Genomic DNA, 17,556 nt, shown 5'->3' with positions numbered 1-17,556 from the left:
AGAGGGGTTGGGGTGAGGGGCTGGACTCGAGCAATACAGCGTATCTCGCAGCTCGTAGGTTGGGGTGCAAACCCCAACATCGCCATGCTTGTGATCGCGCTATGTTGGGGTTTGCACCCCAACCTACGCAGGTCACATGCCCGCGTCGGGATTACCCAACAACCCCCGCAACAATTCCACATCCTGCCCTTGCCCACCCGTGAGCGGCGCCAGCACGCTACGCGGCGCATCGATACGCAGACGCCAGCCTTCTTCGTCCACCGCTTCCTCCGCAATCGCGCCCGCTGCGCGCAACCGCGCATGCAGCCGGCCTGCAGACAGCGGCAAGCGCAATTCGGACTGCACGCGCTCGCCGCCCAGGCATTCGCCCAACGCTTCGCGCAGCAAGTCCAGGCCTACGCCGGTCGCCGCAGACAGCCATACTTGCTGCGGTACGCCTTCCGCATTGCGCACGATGCGCGGTTCGCCGCCGGTGAGGTCGATCTTGTTCATCACATGCAACTGGGGCATGTCGCCAGCGCCGATTTCCTCCAGCACCTGATCGACCACTTGGTGCAGGCGGTCACGCTCTTCATCCGAGGCGTCGCTGACGTGCAACAACAGATCCGCGTCGCGCGCCTCAGCCAGCGTGCCGCGGAAGGCAGCGACCAGGTCATGTGGCAATTCGCGGATGAAACCCACGGTATCGGCCAGCACGGTTGGGCCACAGCTCAAGTCTTCGAGCTTGCGCACGGTGGGATCGAGCGTGGCGAACAGCTGGTCCGCTGCATACACATCGCCCTGCGTCAGCACATTGAACAGGGTGGATTTGCCGGCGTTGGTGTAGCCGACCAGGGCCACGCGCGGCACCGTGTTGCGCAGACGCGCGCGGCGCTGCTGGGTGCGCTGGGTCTGCACTTTTTCAAGGCGCTTGCTGAGCATCTTGACGCGCTCGCCGAGCAGGCGGCGGTCGGTTTCCAACTGTGTTTCGCCGGGGCCACGCAGGCCGATGGCACCACCGCGCTGTCGCTCCAAGTGGGTCCAGCCACGCACCAGGCGGGTGGCCAGGTGCTTGAGCTGGGCCAACTCCACTTCCAGTTTGCCTTCATGGGAACGGGCGCGCTGGGCGAAGATGTCGAGAATGAGGCCGGCACGGTCGACCACCCGTACGTTGAGCAGCTTTTCCAGATTGCGCTCTTGCACGGGAGAAAGCAGGTGGTCGACCAGCACCACATCCGCTTCCAGCGCACGCACGGCCTCGGCCACTTCGTCGGCCTTGCCGGTGCCGATGTAATAGCGTGGGTTGGGCGTTTCCACGCGCGCGGGAATGCTGGCCAGCACTTCCGCGCCCGCGGACTTCACCAGCTCAACGAACTCTTCCGCACGCTCCGCCGCATCGTCTTCCCCCCGCCAGTGCGGAAGGACGAGTACAGCCCGTTCGCCTTTCTTCTGCCTATCGAACAGAGTGGATCAACCTTCGCTTTCGACCGACGCGTGCTCGAGGTGGGCTTCGTGGCCTTCGTGACCTTCGTGGCCGTTGCCCACTCGCACGTTACGGCTTGGCACCACGGTGGAGATGGCATGTTTGTAGACCATCTGGCTGACCTGGTTGCGCAACAGCACCACGAACTGATCGAAGGATTCGATCGTGCCCTGCAGCTTAATGCCATTCACCAGATAGATGGCGACCGGTACGCGCTCACGGCGCAATGCATTTAGAAATGGATCTTGCAAGGACTGCCCTTTTGACATTTTTGTTCTCCCCCTCTCCACGGATGGGCCGGAAAAAAAGCGACGCCAAACGGCGCCCCGACCCGAGTTTCTGAATGTTAACCGCTTTTAAATCGAGGATGAAAGAGTTTTGTAAGTGATGACAAAGACATAACGGAATGACGTCATCTTTTTTACAACTAACTCTCACTTCGTACCCAGAAACAACCCTACGGCGTCTATCGCCTGTCCCAGCAGATCGGTCCGCTCCGGGTCCAGCATGCGTGCGTCAAGCTCGCTGCGCAGCCAGGTGATCTGCCGCTTCGCCAGCTGGCGGGTGGCGAAGATGCCCCGGTTGCGCAGCTCGGCCGCGTCATAAAGGCCATCCAGATGCTCCCAGGCCTGGCGATAACCCACCGCGCGGACGGCCGGCAGATCGGGCGCCAGATCGCCACGCCGGCGCAGCGCGCGCACTTCGTCGAGCAGACCATGGCGCAGCATGTCATCGAAACGATGGGCGATGCGGGCATGCAATGGGGCACGGTCTTGCGGCACCAGTGCCAGCTTCAGCACGCGCCATGGGAACGGCTGGCCGCGCCCGCCTTGCTGCTGCGCGCTGAGCGGTTGGCCGGTGAGCACGATCACCTCCAGTGCGCGCTGGATGCGTTGCGCGTCGCCGGGCTTGATGCGCGCAGCGGCTTGCGGGTCGCGCCCGGCAAGCCTGTGATGCATGCCTTCCCAACCAACGACGGCAGCTTCTTCCGCCAGTTGTGCGCGCACCTCCGCGTCGGCCTCCGGCAGGTTGGATAAACCACGCTGCAGCGCGCGGAAGTACAGACCGGTGCCCCCCACCAACAAAGGAACGCGCCCGGCCTCGCCAACGCGCTGCATGGCCACCTGCGCGTCCGCGCTGAAATCGGCAGCCGAATACGGCTCGCCCGGATCGCGGATATCGATCAAGGCATGCGGGTAGCGCGCGAGCGTCGCGGCATCCGGCTTGGCTGCACCGATATCCAGGCCGCGGTACACCAGGGCCGAATCCACGCTGATAAGCCCCAGCGGAAAACGCTCACTCAATGCACAGGCAAGTGCCGTTTTGCCCGACGCAGTCGGGCCCATCAGGAATATGGCGAGCGGGCGGCGATCGACAGGCATCCAGACAGTTTAGCGGTTCGACTTTGCGTTGCACCGCGATTTCTTGCTTCCCAGGAGCTGTGCACTCGAACGCGCTCAACGCGTTGAAACCTGGAAGCTCACTGCCAAGACAACACTCATGTCGCTTTCCCTTGCCCGCTCATCGCGCCTGCTGCTCGCTACCGGATGGTTCTTCGCCACCTGCGCCTCGGCGCAAACCGCTGCGTCGGGCCCTGACTTCAGCGGCATCTGGCAGCTCAACGACAAGGAAAGCGACAGCGCCGCAACCATCACGCAACGCCTGCATGCAGAGAAGAAACATGAGCAGGCACCGTCCTCGCGCCCTGCTTCGGCAAGCTCAAGCGGTGTACCGGCTTCATCGTCGAATGGCGGTTTCGGTGGACGCGGTGGCGGCCGAGGCATGGGCGGTATGGGAGGCGGCGGCATGGGTGGCGGGCACATGGGAGGTGGCCGGCACGGCAATCAGAATTCGCAGGATTCCTCCAGCAGCCATAACAGCGCGCCACCGAAGGATCCAACACCACCGCTGCTCGCAGACGATTCGTTCTTGAACGTGCAGCAGAACACCCAGGGCATGCAGGTGGATTACAACAACACCGACCGCCTTGATACCCGTTTCGATGGCGAGGAACGGCAGTCACTCAACAGCAGCGCACGCGTGCAGACGCGGCTCACGCCTGATGGCATGGACGTATCCATGACGTTCGATGATGGCACGCTGCTCCATCAATCCTGGGTGCGTTCGCCAGACGGCCATCATTTGACCGTGACGGAAACCTGGAGGCCGAACGACTTGCAACAACCCATCACGTTCAAACGCAGCTACGACCGGCTGGATCTTTAGGCAAGCAGCGGCCAGCACATGCCGCAGCGCAGTAAAGCGCCTACAGCATGCACCGATATAATTGCGGCCTTGTCTTTCCCTCCCTGCCTGCTGTGGATGTCCCCCATGCCGCAAACGATGAAAGCCCTGGTCAAGCGCCTGCCCGAAAAAGGCATCTGGATGGAAGAAGTCCCGGTGCCCGAAGTCGGCCCGAACGAGGTGCTGATCAAACTGGAGAAGACCGCGATCTGCGGCACCGACCTGCATATCTATAAGTGGGACGAGTGGTCCCAGCGCACCATCAAGCCCGGCCTCACCATCGGCCATGAATTCGTCGGCCGTGTCGTCGACATCGGCCCGGGTGTTACCGGCTACAAGCTCGGCGACCGTGTTTCCGCCGAAGGCCATATCGTGTGCGGCCACTGTCGCAACTGCCGCGCCGGCCGCCAGCACCTGTGCCCGAACACCGTAGGCATTGGCGTGAACCGCAACGGCGCCTTTGCCGAATACATGACCATGCCGGCCTCCAATCTCTGGCCCATTCCGGATCAGATTCCCTCCGAGCTGGCCGCCTTCTTCGATCCCTACGGCAACGCCGCGCACTGCGCGCTGGAGTTCGACATGGTGGGCGAAGACGTGCTGATCACCGGCGCCGGCCCGATCGGCATCATCGCCGCCGGCATCGCCAAGCACGTCGGCGCACGCAACGTCGTGGTGACCGACGTGAATGACTACCGCCTCAAGCTCGCCGCCGACATGGGTGCGACGCGCGTGGTGAACGTAGCCAACCAATCGCTGAAAGACGTGATGAAAGACCTGCACATGGAAGGCTTCGATGTGGGTCTGGAAATGAGCGGCAACCAGCGCGCCTTCAACGACATGCTCGACTGCATGTACCACGGCGGCAAAGTCGCGCTGCTCGGCATCCTGCCCAAGGGCGCCGGCATCGACTGGGACAAGGTGATCTTCAAGGGCCTTACCTTGCAAGGCATCTACGGCCGCCGCATGTACGAGACCTGGTACAAGATGACCCAGATGGTGCTCACCGGCTTCCCGCTGCAGAAGGTGCTGACTCACCAGATTCACATCGACGACTTCCAGAAGGGTTTCGACCTGATGGATAGCGGCAGCTGCGGCAAGGTGGTTTGTTCCTGGCACTAAGTTCACGTCCGGGCCGTCATGCTGGCGAAAGCGAGCATGACGGCCTCGTGGGTCATCCACGATGCTGAATCAAACAGAAAAGTCTTACGACAGTTCTACGCAATTCCTACACTGCACGCTACACTCCTCCCCGGCGTGCCGACATGAGTTTCTAGGCTGGGGATAGTGCACGGCTAATTAGCGCCGGCACGGTCGGTCCGCGATGTCACGTAAGGAGCATCGACGGCATGGCAAACCGGAACCTGTCACCCGACGCCTTGATGAAGGCTGGCCGCGAACGCGCCATAGGCCTGTATCGCTCCCGTCGCATGCGCATCACCGCACTGGTGATCGCGATCTTTCTCTTGCTGTTTGGTCTGTTCGGCTTCTTCATTGCGCCCGGCATCATCAAGAGCCAGCTCCAAAAGCAGCTCACGACGCAACTGCAGCGGCCGGTTAGCATCGACGCGATCCATCTGAATCCGTACACCATGCGGCTGACGGTGGACAAGCTGCACATCGGCGATCATGACGGCACCGCACCCTTCATCGATCTCGATCAGCTGGTGGTGAGCGCATCGTGGAGCTCCGTGTTCCACCTGGCACCGGTATTGGACGAACTGACCCTTCAGCATCCTCAGATCCACATCACGCGCACCGGTCCGCAGACCTTCAACTTCACCGATATCCTGCAGCGCTTCGCATCGAAACCCTCCGATCCCAACGCACCGCCGACGCATTTTGCGGTTTACAACATCAGCGTGCACAACGGCGACATCAGTTTCGATGACAAGGTGCAGAACGCCACGCATCGTGTGGATCAACTCGAACTGGGCGTTCCATTCATCACCAACCTGCCGCACGGCGTGAACGTCTTCGTGCAACCGTTGCTGGCAATGCGCGTCGACGGGAGTGCACTGCGCATCCAGGGCCAGACCAAGCCCTTTGCAAGCAGTCTCGAATCGGTGATCAGCTTCAACATGGATCACCTCGACCTGGCGAAATATCTGGCCTATTCGCCCACGCCGCTGCCGGCCGACATTCCGAGCGGCCTGTTGTCGGGCACGCTGGACGTGCACTTCGTGCAAGCACAGCCGACGCCGCAACTGCTGCTGCAAGGCACGCTGCAGCTCGACAACTTCGCGATGACCACGCACGATCATGCTCCCATGCTGGAACTGGGGCATGGTGCTGCCACGCTCCAGGACGTGCAGCCACTCGAGTCGCGCTATCACTTCAGCACCATCCAGCTCGATCACGCCGCGCTTCACTACACCAAGCAGCATGATGGAAGCACGAACTTCGACGCGCTGCTCGGCAAGAACGCGCCACCGCCGAAGCCTGGCACGCCACCGACCGATGCACAGATCGACACACTCGCGCTGCAAAACAGCACGCTCGACTATGGTGATCTCAGTGGCCCCACGCCGGCGCATCTGCCACTGGAAAACATGCAGGGAACGATCCGCGGACTTTCTACGGTTTCCGCGCAACCTGGCGTCGTCGACCTGACCTCAGGACTTGCCGGTGGCAGCCTGCATGTCGCCGGCAATCTGTTCATGCACGCAAGCCGTTTCGAGGGACAGATCAGCGCCAACCACGTCGGGCTGCAGCCGCTGGCCGCATTTGGTCCAGCGCTCAACGCGGACATTGCGAGCGGCACGCTGGACGGCGACACGCACCAGAAAGTGGATTGGAGCAAGACGCTCGCCTTGACGATGGACGGCAGCAAGCTCGCCGTGAACGACTTCGCACTGGCGCGACACGAACATAAACCCGTGTCGTGGCAGTCGCTCGCGGTCGGCATCAACCATCTCGACCTCGGCAGCAGCACCGCGCAGCTTGGTGACATCACGCTGCACGGCTTGAAGATCGATGCGCAACGGCTGAAGAACGGCAGCATCGATCTCACCACGCTGACGAAGTCGTCGCCACCTGCGAAAGGCAAGCAAGCGGCGTCGCCGTCCTGGCATTGGAGCATTGCGCATCTGCTTATCGACGGCAGCACGTTGGCGCTGACCGATCCGAGCGTCCCCGCCAAGAACGGACGCATCGAAGTCGATGCCGACAAGTTCGGCTTCGATAATCTTTCGGATGACATGCACAAGCCAATCAAGCTGGATCTCAGCGGTGGCATCGGCCATGGCAAGTTCAAGGTGGATGGTAACGTCAAGCCCGAGCCGGCCGATGCCGATTTGCGTGTCGACGCGACGAAGCTGAATATCGCACCGTTCGCATCGCTGGTGCAGGTACCGTTGAACGTCAACATCGATAGCGCGCTGCTCAGCGCGAAGGGAAGCATTCGCTATCGCGATCGCAAACCGACGCCGCTGATGGCCTATCAAGGACGTGTGGTCATCAATCGTGTACACGTGCAGGACAAAGTCACCGGCGATGATTTCCTGCGCTGGAATACGCTAGCTGCCAATGGCATGAAGGTGCAGATGGGTGAAGGCGCACCGAAGGTGGTGATAGGCGGTTTGGCGCTGGACGATTTCTATGCGCGCGTGATCATCAACGCCAACGGCCGCATCAATCTGCAGGACGTGGTTTCCAATCCAGCGCAGGCTCCCGTGTCCGTTACGCGTGAGCAGAACGGCCCTGCTCCCGCCGCCAGCGCACCGCCCCCCCCACCGAAGGAACCCCCACCCGCGCCAAGCGCTGGCACAACTGGCAACGCCACACTCGCCACGGCAGCCACGACAGCAGCGCCACCTGCGGATATTCATATCGGCCAGATCACGCTGGCCAACGGCAATCTCAACTACACCGACAATTTCATCAAGCCGAACTACACCGCCAACATCACCCAGCTCGCGGGCAAGATCGGTGCGTTCGGCACAGATACCAGCAACAATCCCGCCGATGTCACGCTGCAGGGCGAACTGGATGACAACTCGCCGGTGAACATCCAAGGTTCCATCAATCCGCTCACGCCGATGGCGTTTCTGGATATCAAGGCCACGGCGAACGATGTGGAACTCACACATCTAACGCCCTACTCCGGCAAATACGCGGGCTACCCGATCACCAAGGGCCGGCTCACGATGGATGTGCATTATCAACTCGACCAGAACAAGTTGAATGCCGACAACCACATTGTGCTCAACCAGCTCACTTTCGGCGATCGCATCGAAGGCCCTGGCATCAGCCATTTGCCGGTGAAACTTGCGGTGGCGCTGTTGAAAGATTCCAACGGCAATATCGATATTCACGTACCGGTCTCCGGTTCGCTCAACGATCCGCAGTTCAGCCTCGGTGGGGTTATCTGGCAGGCCTTCGTGAATCTGCTCAAGCGCGCGGTAACGTCACCCTTCCGGTTGCTCGGCTCGATCGGCGGTGGCGGTAGTGGCGGCCAGGATCTCGGCTACGTGGAGTTCGCACCGGGCTCGGCCGTGCTCGATGTGCCATCGCAGGACAAGCTCGCGCACGTGGTGGACGTACTCAACAAGAAAACCGACCTCAAGCTCGATATCACCGGTCGCATCGACCCCAGCGTCGACGAACAAGGTCTTCGCTCGGTCACGGTCGACGACATGGTGCAAAAAGAGGAAGCCGACGACATCGGCACCGCCGCTGCCAAAGCCGCGCCGGTAAAACCCGGCACCGACGACTACAACAAATACCTGACCAAGGCGTACAAGCACGCCAAGTTCAAGAAGCCGCGCGATCTGGTCGGCCTGACCAAATCACAGCCACCCGACGAAATGATCAAGATGATGGAAGCCAACGTCACTGTCGACCAGGATGCGCTCCGTCATCTGGCTGAGCGTCGTGCTGATGCAGCCCGCCAGTATCTACATGGCAAGATCGCCGACAATCGCGTTTTTGTGCTGGCACCGAAGCTCGATGCGAAGGGAATCGACGATAAAGGCAAGACGACGCGTGATGACTTTGGGTTGCATATGTAGTCGTATGCCAGCCATCGCCCTTGCACGGCATCCGCCAGAATAGAAGTTCTCCGTATGAAGAGCCTCGCTACCGCGAAAGCTGGTCTGGCGGCCATAGGATTTTTTCACACCCCGTCACACGGCAAGCCTGGTCACAGGGGTCAGAAGTGGACCTTGCTTGTCACACCACCCGCAAGCTGCAACCTAGCCAACCTTCCATAGTTACCGCGGATTTGCCGCATCAGCCTTCGTAAACGTTTGCCGCAACAAAAGGCACGCCCCTTGCTTTGTCAGTGCTGTTGACCCGTTTCCGGGCGCACCTCAAGCCCGGCCATCACGTTACTAAGGAAGGTCCCGCAATGAGTGCAGCGTCTCTCGCATCATCGAACGACACCACCCGCGGCAGCCTCGCATGCGTCGGCATGGGCATGACCCTGGGCTCCCACCTCACGCCATTGGCACGCGACCATATCGAACAGGCGGATGTGGTGTTCGCAGCGCTTTCCGATCACATCGTGGAAATGTGGCTGCAACGCATGAATCCGGATGTACGCAGCCTGCAACCTTACTACGCCGAGGGCAAACCACGGTCAAAGACATACCAGGAATGGGTAGACCTGATGATGGTCGAGGTACGCGCAGGTAAACGTGTTTGCGCCGTGTTCTACGGTCATCCCGGTATCTTCGCCTGGTCCCCGCACAACGCCATCGAGGTCGCTCGTGCGGAAGGGTTTCAGGCGCATATGGAACCGGGTATTTCCGCTGAGGATTGCCTCTACGCCGATCTGGGCATCGATCCCGGTCGCTTCGGTTGTCAGCATTTCGAAGCAAGCCAACTGCTGTTCTACGAACATCGCATCAACCCTGCCGGCTATTTGGTGCTATGGCAGGTGGCACTGGTTGGCGATTGGTCGCTGACACGTTTCCACACCGGACCGGCCTATCGGCAAGTGCTGGTGGAGAAGCTGAGCAAGGATTATCCACTCGATCATGAAGTGATTCTTTATCACGGAGCAACACTGCCGATCGAAAAACCACGCATCAGACGCATGGCGCTGCGCGATTTGCCCGATGCCACATTCACCTCACAAGAAACGTTGGTCCTGCCGCCTGCGACCGTACTGAAACTGGACCTCACCATGCGCGAACGATTGGCTGAGCTGGACAAAGCGACTGGCTTCGCATGAGGTAAACAAACGCTTCAAGGCAACACTCACATCACAGGGAAAAGGGGAAACACATGGCAGACACGATTGAATGGCTGGAAATCATCGGCAAAAACGCCAAGCTGCGTCACGCAATGGCTGAGGAGCTCGCACATACGCTGGAACAAGCTGACGCTTCAGATGCTTTGAAAGCTGCCGTGATACACGGAGACGGCGCACTACTGTCTGCCGAACTCGGTCACAAAGACATGCGCGGCGAGAACGATTCACACACGCACCCGCGTCCTCCCCATCATCCGTTTCGTCCGGATGAGCCAGAGAAAGAAAAAGAGCCAGGTCATCACGAGGATGAACCCGGTCAGGGCGAACCAAAGTCACCCTGATATAGGTGCCGCCGACATGACGCGGTGGCAAAACCGCAATCGGCCATGGTCTGTTCTGGCGACCATGGTCGGCTGCGCTTTTTTTCTGTCCGCCCATGCCACCACATTAACGTCCAACGTGACGGCGTTGCTTGAGCAGACTGAAAACTTACGCACCTCCGATCACCCGCAATTTCTGCACCTGCTAGGCGTGCTCCACCTACAAACGTCCAGCATGTCTACGCATGAACGCTGGCAATTGCGTTATCTCGATGCGTGGCAGGACTCGTTCCAGGGTGACTATGGCAATGCAGACCCTGCGCTTCAGGATGTCATCAAGCATTCCGCCGATCCAGTTCTGGTGACCAAGGCGTCCGCCGTCCTCATGGACGATATGCGTAACAGTAGACGCTACGAACCAGCCTTCGAGTTGGCCAATCAACTAGTGGCCAATCTCCCGAACACCCGGGACAACCTGGCGCGGTATATGGTGCTGTCCTATGCCTCACAATTGCTGAGGTCAGCCGGACAATACGACCTGGCGGCCACGTACGCGCGGGACATGGCGCAGGCACTTCCGCCAGGAGAGACTCCATGCCAGCCATGGGCTCAACTGCTCGCCGCGCTTCAAGCCAGCCACAAGCTGACATCGTCCAGTCTAGACATTCAGCGCGGGCTTGAGGCCTGCCAAGCTGCCAAGTTGCCATTATTCACAGAGATCATCGAACTGGTGAAAGGCGATCTTTACTTGGATGAGAATCAGCCGGCCAAGACCGTCGCCTTGCTGAGCGCGATAGCGCCCAGCATTCGTGCAAGCGGGTTTCATTTGGCCATGCTGCACGCCCGGGAACAACTTGCCCGCGCTTACTGGAAACTCGGCGACGACGACAACGCTCGCAAAGCCGCCCTCACCGTTTTGGCCATCAGTGAACCAGGTGACGTGAACGAGTCATTGCGTAATGCCTACCAGGTGCTTTATCTCATCGAGAAGAAACACGGTCGTGCGACCGCAGCGCTAAACTACTATCAACAATATGCCGAACAGAACGCCGGTTATCTCAACGATGTCAGTGCCAGGACGCTGGCTTATGATGTGGCCCAGCAACACATGCTTGCGCAAAAGCTCGAAACGGAAAAGCTGAGCAAGCAAAACAACATCCTTCGATTGCAGCAAACGCTCGCTGCCAAGACGATCGAAACCGGCCGACTTTATATCGTGCTGCTGCTGATGCTGCTGGCATCCGTCATCTTCTGGCTGCTTCGCACCAAACGTTCACAACTTCACTTTCAACAGCAGGCTCGTCTCGATGGGCTTACCGGTATCTTCAACCACCAGCACTTCATCAGCGAAGCACAGCGCGCCATGAATCTGCTGGCACGAAGACAGGGCGATGGCTGCCTGGTATTCATCGACCTGGACTACTTCAAGCAGATCAACGATACCCACGGTCACGCCATCGGCGATGCCGTGTTGAAACACACGGTTTCCATCTGCAGGCAGGCATTGCGCGCCAACGACTTGTTCGGCCGTCTTGGTGGTGAGGAATTCGGTATTCTGCTGCTGGATTGCCCGCCGGGACACGGCGCGGTCATAGCCGATCGCATTCGCACGATGATTGAAACGACGCCGCTCGACATAGACGGGCATGTCGTGACGTTCTCCGCCAGCATTGGACTGGCTTCTACCATGACGTCCGGCTACGAATTGAAACGACTGTGCCGGGACGCCGATGCGGCGCTGTACAGGGCCAAGCACATCGGGCGCAATCGTGTCATTGCCTATGCAGAGCATGGCGATTTGGCCACGGCTTTCCATGCGGGAAATGTTGGGCAATCGTAGGCTGGAGCACCGCTCGCCTCAAAAAAGTCGGTCTTGCCACGACACCATTTCAGTGCCGCAAATGTCTGGGCTTCGTAGAAGGAACACGCGCCTTCATGGCAACTGATGCACCTTATCGCACCGGATAGCGGCTCCAAAAAAACAAGCACATCCAAAGCCATTAAGCCCTCCCGGTTTCCCCAACGCCCGCCTCGGATCACAATATCGCTTTCCCACCACCCGAATCTCCCGACCATGAGCTACCCCGGCCAGACCCGCTACGCCCAGGAACTGCAATCCATCCGCGAACAAGGCCTGTTCAAGGCCGAACGCGTGATCACCTCGCCCCAGTCCGCCGAGATCGAGCTGGAGGATGGCCGCAAGGTGCTGAACTTCTGCGCCAACAACTACCTGGGGCTGGCCGACCACCCCGAGGTGATCCAGGCCGCCAAGGAAGCCTTGGATACGCACGGCTTCGGCATGGCTTCGGTGCGCTTTATCTGTGGCACGCAGGATCTGCACAAGGAACTGGAAAAGAAGATCGCCGATTTCTTCGGGACCGAAGACACGATTCTGTATGCCGCCTGCTTCGATGCGAACGGCGGCCTGTACGAGCCGCTGCTGGGTGAAGAAGACGCGATCATTTCCGACGCGCTCAATCACGCTTCCATCATCGACGGTATCCGGCTGTGCAAGGCCAAGCGTTTCCGTTATGCCAACTCCGACATGGCTGATCTGGAAAAGCAGTTGCAGGCTGCCGATGCGGCTGGCGCGCGCACCAAGCTGATTACGAGCGATGGTGCGTTTTCGATGGATGGCTTTATCGCGCCGCTGGACAAGATCACTGAGCTGGCGGCCAAGTACAGCGCACTGGTGCATATCGACGAATGCCATTGCACCGGTTTCCTTGGGCCGCATGGCCGCGGCTCGGCCGAAGTACATGGTGTGCTGGACAAGATCGATATCTTCACCGGTACGCTGGGGAAGGCCTTGGGTGGCGCGCTGGGCGGCTTTACCACGGGGCACGGCGAGATCATCGAGATGCTGCGCCAGCGTTCACGCCCTTATCTGTTCTCCAACTCGCTGCCGCCGCATGTAGTTGCTGCCGCGATCAAAGTCTTCGATATGCTGGGTTCGGCCGGTGATCTGCGCGAGCGCGTGCAGGAGAACACGCGTTACTTCCGCGAGCAGATGACGAAAGCGGGTTTTGACATCAAGCCAGGTGTGCATCCCATCGTGCCGGTGATGGTGTATGACGCCAAGAAGGCGCAGGCGATGGCTGCGGCGCTGCTCGATGAAGGTATCTATGTCACCGGCTTCTTCTATCCGGTGGTGCCGCAGGGGCAGGCGCGTATTCGCACGCAGATGAGTGCGGCGCATACGCGTGCGCATCTGGATCGGGCAATTGCGGCGTTTACCAAGGTGGGACGGTCGCTGGGTGTGATTGGTTGACGTTGCTATCGCGTTCTAGCTTGTAATCCTCATGGCCGTCATTCCCGCGAAAGCAGGAATGATGGCCATGTAACATCATCTGCTATGGCAAGTTGCTAAGATCAGCATGATATTCCCAGCTTTCTGTCGTGCTTGAACGCACCGCATCCGTGAAGTCACGCAGAGCATTCTGATCACTGGCCAGCAAATCGGTTATGTCTTTGCGGAAGGTGTCGTAACTCGCCCCATTCGCACGCGCCACCATCAGCATGTATTGCGGCTTGTCGCCACCGGTTACCAATCGATACCAGGTATGCGGCGGCGCGCTGGGCGTTGCGGCAAGCACGCGCCGCGCTGTTTGCAAGGCACGTTCAAAGCGCGCTTCTGTGCCAGGACGAAGATCGAAATAAGTGACTTGCACCGTAGCGCTGGGTTTGCGGTTTTCCAGCGGCGTGCCGTAGCTGAGTTGGGGCAACAGTTCATAGACGAGTTGCGCTTGGGGCGTGACATAAGGCGTCACGCTGGTCCTGAAATCCGCACCATCTTGCTCGACATCGACACGATGATCGAATGCAGCGAAAGGCTCGCCGACATTTGCGTCGATGAAATAGCCATCGCGCTTGCCGTCCGAAACCGTCCAGCCGTACCAGACCAAGGGATCGTGATGGCTGCGATGCCAGCTCAGGTGATGGCGATAACCGTCTTCGAACTTGGCTTGCGCGCCGGGATTCACTTGGTAAACGAAAAAGTGTGCGGCGGAACCTTGCTGAGCTTTGACGGGCGAGATCAGCAACAAAGCTAGCGCGGCGAGCAGTGAGCGATACATCATGGAATCCTCGCGGGGAAGATATGTAAAACCGCGCCATACTAGGCTTGCCCCAGCTCGCAAAACCATGCGAATCTTTTTGGCCTGACACACAAAAAATTTTTCAGGCCAACCTTTACGGGCGCAGCCATGAACGTGGAAATGCGTTACCTGCATACCTTTCGAGCCGTCTGCGAAGCGGGCAGCGTGCGCGCTGCGGCCGGTGTGCTTCATCGCACCGAGCAGGCCTTGAGCTATCAATTGCGCAAGCTGGAAGAAGCGCTCGGCATGCCAGTGTTTCAGCGTGGAAGCGGGCGACTGATACCGAATGCCGCGGGTGAGCGCCTGCTGGCGTTCTGCCGTGAGATGGGGCGCGATTGGGAAAAGCTGCACCAGGACATCCATGCTGCATCACCAATTGTGCCGTTGCGTATTTCAGCCGTCAGCGGCTTCGGGCGTTATCAATTGCTGCCGCTGTTTCGTGATGGTCCATTGGCCGACGTTCCTATTCGCATGCGTTATCCGACGGCCGAGGACATTATTCGTCAGGTGGAATCGGGGGTCTGCGATCTGGGCTTCGTGCATCGCATGGATACGCACGACCGGCTCAGCCACACGCCAGTGGGTGTGGAAGAAATCGTGCTGATCGCTTCGGCGCATTTGGTGCAACCACTTGCGCTTGATGCACAGTCGCTGCGTGATGCCCGTTATGTCACCTATGACGAAAGCGACTACGTTTTCGCTACCTGGTTTACCCAGGTGCTAGGCATGAACATGACCCGCCTCAACACGGTCACGCATTTCGAGGAACTGGAGGAAGTGCTGGATTGGGTGGCAGCAGGTCGCGGCATATCGATCGTACCGACAGCTTGCATTGCAGAGCATGAGGCTCGCGGCGAAGTGGTGGCTTTGCGCAAGCCGGAAACCCGATGCCGCAATACTATCTACGCCGTGTTGGATCCAGCCCGCCATCACGCCGCGATCGAGCGGGTTTTGGAGGCGGTGCGGACGCGCGCAATGTTTTAGCGACAGCTCGATCATGGCCAGATGGGCCTGAGAGGCTTGCAACCTCTTCTGCCTTCAGATGACGCCATTGCCCTTTGGCGAGATCGCCCAGCGCAAGGCTGCCGATAGCCACACGAATCAATCGCAGTACACCGATGTCTTGAGTAGCAAGCAAGCGCCGGATGTGCCGGTTGCGCCCTTCGTCGAGGACGACTTCGAGCCAGGCGTTCTTTTCGCCCGTGCGCAACAGCGTCACGCGCTTGGCCGTCAGCTGTTCACCGTTGTCGTCGACACCACGCAGCATGCGATCGAGCACGGATGGATTGGGAATGGTATCGATCTGCACGTGGTAGGTTTTGTCCACGTGGTGAAGCGGATCAGTGAGTCTTGCCGCCCATACGCTGTCGTTGCTAAGCAATAGCAAGCCCTCGCTCGCCTTGTCGAGCCGGCCGACCGGCCCCAGCCACGGCAAGCCTGCATCTGCCAGCAATCCATACACCGTGTCGCGCCCGCGCTCATCGGCAGCACTCACCACGATGCCGCGTGGTTTATTGAGGGCAATGTAGATACGCTGGGCGGTAGCAACGACCTCGCCATCCAGGCATATGCGCTCGCGTTCGGCCTCGGTGGCGCGTTCCGGATCGCGCACGATGCGCCCGTCCACAGTCACCCTGCCCTCGCGCACGGCCTTTTCGGCCTGGCTACGCGAGCACACGCCCAGCTTGCTGAGCACGCGCGCGAGTCCGTAGCGCGGGGTTGCTGGCGTTGCCGTGGATTGGCGTGGGCGAGAGGTGGTCATGGCATCGACGATAAAAGAAAAGCCCGGCGAATGCCGGGCTTTTCCATACTGCTTGCAAGGGTTCGATTACTGCTGAACCTGCAGTTCCGTACGACGGTTGCGAGCGCGGCCAGCATCCGTCTTGTTGGTGTCGATCGGATCGTTCATGCCGTGACCGACCGGGCCTTCCAGACGGCTCGGATCGATACCGTGCGCGGTCAGGTAGTCGTACACGATCTGCGCACGACGCTCCGACAGCGACTGGTTGTACGCCGGCTTGCCCACGCCGTCCGTGTAACCGGCCACCATCACCTTCACCTGCGGGTAGCGCTTCAACGTATCCACCGCCTGATCCAGGATCGCCAGCGAGTCGCTTGCCGGCACCGCCAGCGTCGGCTCGATGTTGCTCTCGCCCTTCTTCGGACGGTCGAACTTGAAGTTCACGCCCTTCAGGTCGATCACCACCTTCTGCGGGCAGCCATCCGGGCCCACGATCGTGCCTTCCGGCAGGTCCGGGCACTTGTTGTCGCACAGGTTCACGCCATTGCGGAACTGCTTGGAGCAGTCCGGCTGCGGCGGCGGGGGCGGTGCAACCGGGGCGGCCGGGGCCGGCACGGCACCGATCTTCGCCACGATGCTGAAGCCCAGCAGCCAGTCGCCATAACCATTCTTCGCCGGCTGGGTCTTGTCGTCCCAGTCATAGCGGTACTTGGCTTCCACGCGGAAGTCAGCACTGTCGGTGATCGCCTTCGAAATACCCACGCCAGCTTCCGCGGCCGGTGCCCAGTCGCGATTCAGCGGGTTGTGGTGGTAGCTGCCCATCACGCCACCTTCCAAGTACGGACGCCAGGAGTTGGCATCACCAAAGAAGTAACGCGCCGACACGCCGTAGTTGTTGTTCGACCAGGTGTTGCCCTGACCAAACACCGCCGTGTCCGCCTTGCGCTTGGTGCGATCCACGAACAGTTCAACCGCAACGTTCGAGCTGATGAACTTACCTACCGACAGCCCGTAGTAAATCTGGCGGCTGCGCGTGTTGCGGTCGGTATCGTTGTAGTAACCGCCCACGGTCGGGGCAACGTACCAACGGTCGTCAAAACCATTCGGCCACGCCGGCGCGGTGCTGCTCGCCGTGCTGCTGCTTGCAGCCGTGTTGTCCTGCGCGTGAACGGCACCTACGCCGCCCAGGGCAAGAGCGATCAAAAAATACAGGCCCTTACGTTTCATCAGGTGTCTCCTCGTTTATTGGTGTTCGCGTCCATTCCACCCCAGACGGAAATCGCGCGGCAGAACTTTTTAGGTATGCGGGGGACTCGATTCGCTACCTTGCTTGGTGTCCCTAACAGCAAGCGCGGCAGAGTGTAGCAAAACCGTTAAGGCATTCACACGCCGGACTTTCACGGAGCATCCGGCATCGGTGAAGCTTTGTTCAGCTAATTCGCGTGCGTTAAATACCGTATGGATACAGTTATTTACTTTTCCCAGCCATAAGA

General features: G+C 59.8%; 15 protein-coding genes. 8 read left to right on the top strand and 7 right to left on the bottom strand.

The genetic code is table 11. The annotated features are described in order from the left end of the window. Positions 1-132 precede the first annotated feature (132 nt). From hflX to miaA, 3 genes are all read right to left on the bottom strand, one after another. Positions 133-1,443 carry a ribosome rescue GTPase HflX gene (hflX, locus tag IEX75_RS19570; RefSeq protein WP_188797173.1) on the bottom strand — a complete coding sequence of 437 codons (1,311 nt, stop codon included), beginning with the start codon at positions 1,441-1,443 and terminating at the stop codon, positions 133-135. Positions 1,444-1,449: 6 nt separating this feature from the next. Further along, positions 1,450-1,731 carry an RNA chaperone Hfq gene (hfq, locus tag IEX75_RS19565; RefSeq protein ID WP_188796912.1) on the bottom strand — a complete coding sequence of 94 codons (282 nt, stop codon included), beginning with the start codon at positions 1,729-1,731 and terminating at the stop codon, positions 1,450-1,452. Between the two features lie 165 nt (positions 1,732-1,896). Beyond that, positions 1,897-2,844 (bottom strand): tRNA (adenosine(37)-N6)-dimethylallyltransferase MiaA, encoded by a 948-nt coding sequence (gene miaA / locus IEX75_RS19560; RefSeq protein WP_188796910.1) that lies wholly within the window; start codon positions 2,842-2,844, stop codon positions 1,897-1,899. 118 nt (positions 2,845-2,962) lie between these two features. Between miaA and IEX75_RS19555 the strand changes: the two genes are divergently transcribed. The 7 genes from IEX75_RS19555 to kbl all read left to right on the top strand — a co-directional run bounded on the left by IEX75_RS19555 (position 2,963) and on the right by kbl (position 13,496). After that, positions 2,963-3,688 (top strand): hypothetical protein, encoded by a 726-nt coding sequence (locus tag IEX75_RS19555; RefSeq protein WP_188796909.1) that lies wholly within the window; start codon positions 2,963-2,965, stop codon positions 3,686-3,688. A 105-nt stretch (positions 3,689-3,793) separates the two neighbouring features. Continuing rightward, on the top strand, positions 3,794-4,828 hold the full coding sequence (tdh, locus tag IEX75_RS19550) for an L-threonine 3-dehydrogenase (protein WP_188796907.1): 1,035 nt from the start codon (positions 3,794-3,796) through the stop codon (positions 4,826-4,828). A 227-nt stretch (positions 4,829-5,055) separates the two neighbouring features. After that, entirely contained in the window at positions 5,056-8,718 is a 3,663-nt protein-coding gene (locus IEX75_RS19545; protein WP_188796905.1) for a DUF748 domain-containing protein, read from the top strand. A gap of 338 nt (positions 8,719-9,056) precedes the next feature. Further along, positions 9,057-9,884, top strand: a complete 828-nt coding sequence (locus IEX75_RS19540; protein WP_188796903.1) for an SAM-dependent methyltransferase — start codon at positions 9,057-9,059, stop codon at positions 9,882-9,884. A gap of 53 nt (positions 9,885-9,937) precedes the next feature. After that, on the top strand, positions 9,938-10,246 hold the full coding sequence (locus IEX75_RS19535) for a hypothetical protein (RefSeq protein ID WP_188796901.1): 309 nt from the start codon (positions 9,938-9,940) through the stop codon (positions 10,244-10,246). A 16-nt stretch (positions 10,247-10,262) separates the two neighbouring features. Continuing rightward, on the top strand, positions 10,263-12,065 hold the full coding sequence (locus IEX75_RS19530; RefSeq protein WP_188796899.1) for a tetratricopeptide repeat-containing diguanylate cyclase: 1,803 nt from the start codon (positions 10,263-10,265) through the stop codon (positions 12,063-12,065). Positions 12,066-12,299: 234 nt separating this feature from the next. After that, positions 12,300-13,496, top strand: a complete 1,197-nt coding sequence (gene kbl, locus IEX75_RS19525; protein WP_188796897.1) for a glycine C-acetyltransferase — start codon at positions 12,300-12,302, stop codon at positions 13,494-13,496. A gap of 82 nt (positions 13,497-13,578) precedes the next feature. Here the strand turns inward: kbl and IEX75_RS19520 are convergent, their stop codons facing one another. Next, positions 13,579-14,304, bottom strand: a complete 726-nt coding sequence (locus IEX75_RS19520) for a hypothetical protein (protein WP_188796895.1) — start codon at positions 14,302-14,304, stop codon at positions 13,579-13,581. Between the two features lie 126 nt (positions 14,305-14,430). Here IEX75_RS19520 and IEX75_RS19515 point away from each other — a divergent pair, with 126 nt between their 5' ends. Continuing rightward, positions 14,431-15,306, top strand: a complete 876-nt coding sequence (locus tag IEX75_RS19515; protein ID WP_188796893.1) for a LysR family transcriptional regulator — start codon at positions 14,431-14,433, stop codon at positions 15,304-15,306. On the opposite strand, the gene IEX75_RS19510 is transcribed toward IEX75_RS19515, so the two are convergent. The 3 genes from IEX75_RS19510 to IEX75_RS24255 all read right to left on the bottom strand — a co-directional run. Beyond that, entirely contained in the window at positions 15,221-16,084 is an 864-nt protein-coding gene (locus IEX75_RS19510; protein WP_188796891.1) for a pseudouridine synthase, read from the bottom strand. The genes IEX75_RS19515 and IEX75_RS19510 overlap by 86 nt on opposite strands. 66 nt (positions 16,085-16,150) lie before the next feature. Beyond that, positions 16,151-17,290 carry an OmpA family protein gene (locus IEX75_RS19505; RefSeq protein WP_188796889.1) on the bottom strand — a complete coding sequence of 380 codons (1,140 nt, stop codon included), beginning with the start codon at positions 17,288-17,290 and terminating at the stop codon, positions 16,151-16,153. A 69-nt stretch (positions 17,291-17,359) separates the two neighbouring features. After that, the coding region (locus tag IEX75_RS24255; protein ID WP_229720976.1) for a hypothetical protein at positions 17,360-17,556 on the bottom strand (197 nt) is incomplete at its 5' end.

The sequence above is a fragment of the Dyella nitratireducens genome (assembly GCF_014642835.1).
Taxonomy (GTDB): Bacteria; Pseudomonadota; Gammaproteobacteria; order Xanthomonadales; family Rhodanobacteraceae; genus Dyella_B; species Dyella_B nitratireducens.
The sequence above is the reverse complement of the archived record's forward strand: the minus strand, read 5'-3'. Positions and strand labels throughout refer to the sequence as shown.

Excerpts from the sequence above, each read along its gene's own strand:
- IEX75_RS19535 (WP_188796901.1), top strand. The coding sequence starts at position 9,938 with ATGGCAGACACGATTGAATGGCTGGAAATCATCGGCAAAAACGCCAAG.
- IEX75_RS19540 (WP_188796903.1), top strand. The coding sequence starts at position 9,057 with ATGAGTGCAGCGTCTCTCGCATCATCGAACGACACCACCCGCGGCAGC.
- hfq (WP_188796912.1), bottom strand. The coding sequence starts at position 1,731 with ATGTCAAAAGGGCAGTCCTTGCAAGATCCATTTCTAAATGCATTGCGC.
- IEX75_RS19510 (WP_188796891.1), bottom strand. The coding sequence starts at position 16,084 with ATGACCACCTCTCGCCCACGCCAATCCACGGCAACGCCAGCAACCCCG.
- IEX75_RS19505 (WP_188796889.1), bottom strand. The coding sequence starts at position 17,290 with ATGAAACGTAAGGGCCTGTATTTTTTGATCGCTCTTGCCCTGGGCGGC.
- IEX75_RS19520 (WP_188796895.1), bottom strand. The coding sequence starts at position 14,304 with ATGATGTATCGCTCACTGCTCGCCGCGCTAGCTTTGTTGCTGATCTCG.
- IEX75_RS19545 (WP_188796905.1), top strand. The coding sequence starts at position 5,056 with ATGGCAAACCGGAACCTGTCACCCGACGCCTTGATGAAGGCTGGCCGC.
- IEX75_RS19555 (WP_188796909.1), top strand. The coding sequence starts at position 2,963 with ATGTCGCTTTCCCTTGCCCGCTCATCGCGCCTGCTGCTCGCTACCGGA.
- miaA (WP_188796910.1), bottom strand. The coding sequence starts at position 2,844 with ATGCCTGTCGATCGCCGCCCGCTCGCCATATTCCTGATGGGCCCGACT.
- kbl (WP_188796897.1), top strand. The coding sequence starts at position 12,300 with ATGAGCTACCCCGGCCAGACCCGCTACGCCCAGGAACTGCAATCCATC.
- IEX75_RS19515 (WP_188796893.1), top strand. The coding sequence starts at position 14,431 with ATGAACGTGGAAATGCGTTACCTGCATACCTTTCGAGCCGTCTGCGAA.
- tdh (WP_188796907.1), top strand. The coding sequence starts at position 3,794 with ATGCCGCAAACGATGAAAGCCCTGGTCAAGCGCCTGCCCGAAAAAGGC.
- IEX75_RS19530 (WP_188796899.1), top strand. The coding sequence starts at position 10,263 with ATGACGCGGTGGCAAAACCGCAATCGGCCATGGTCTGTTCTGGCGACC.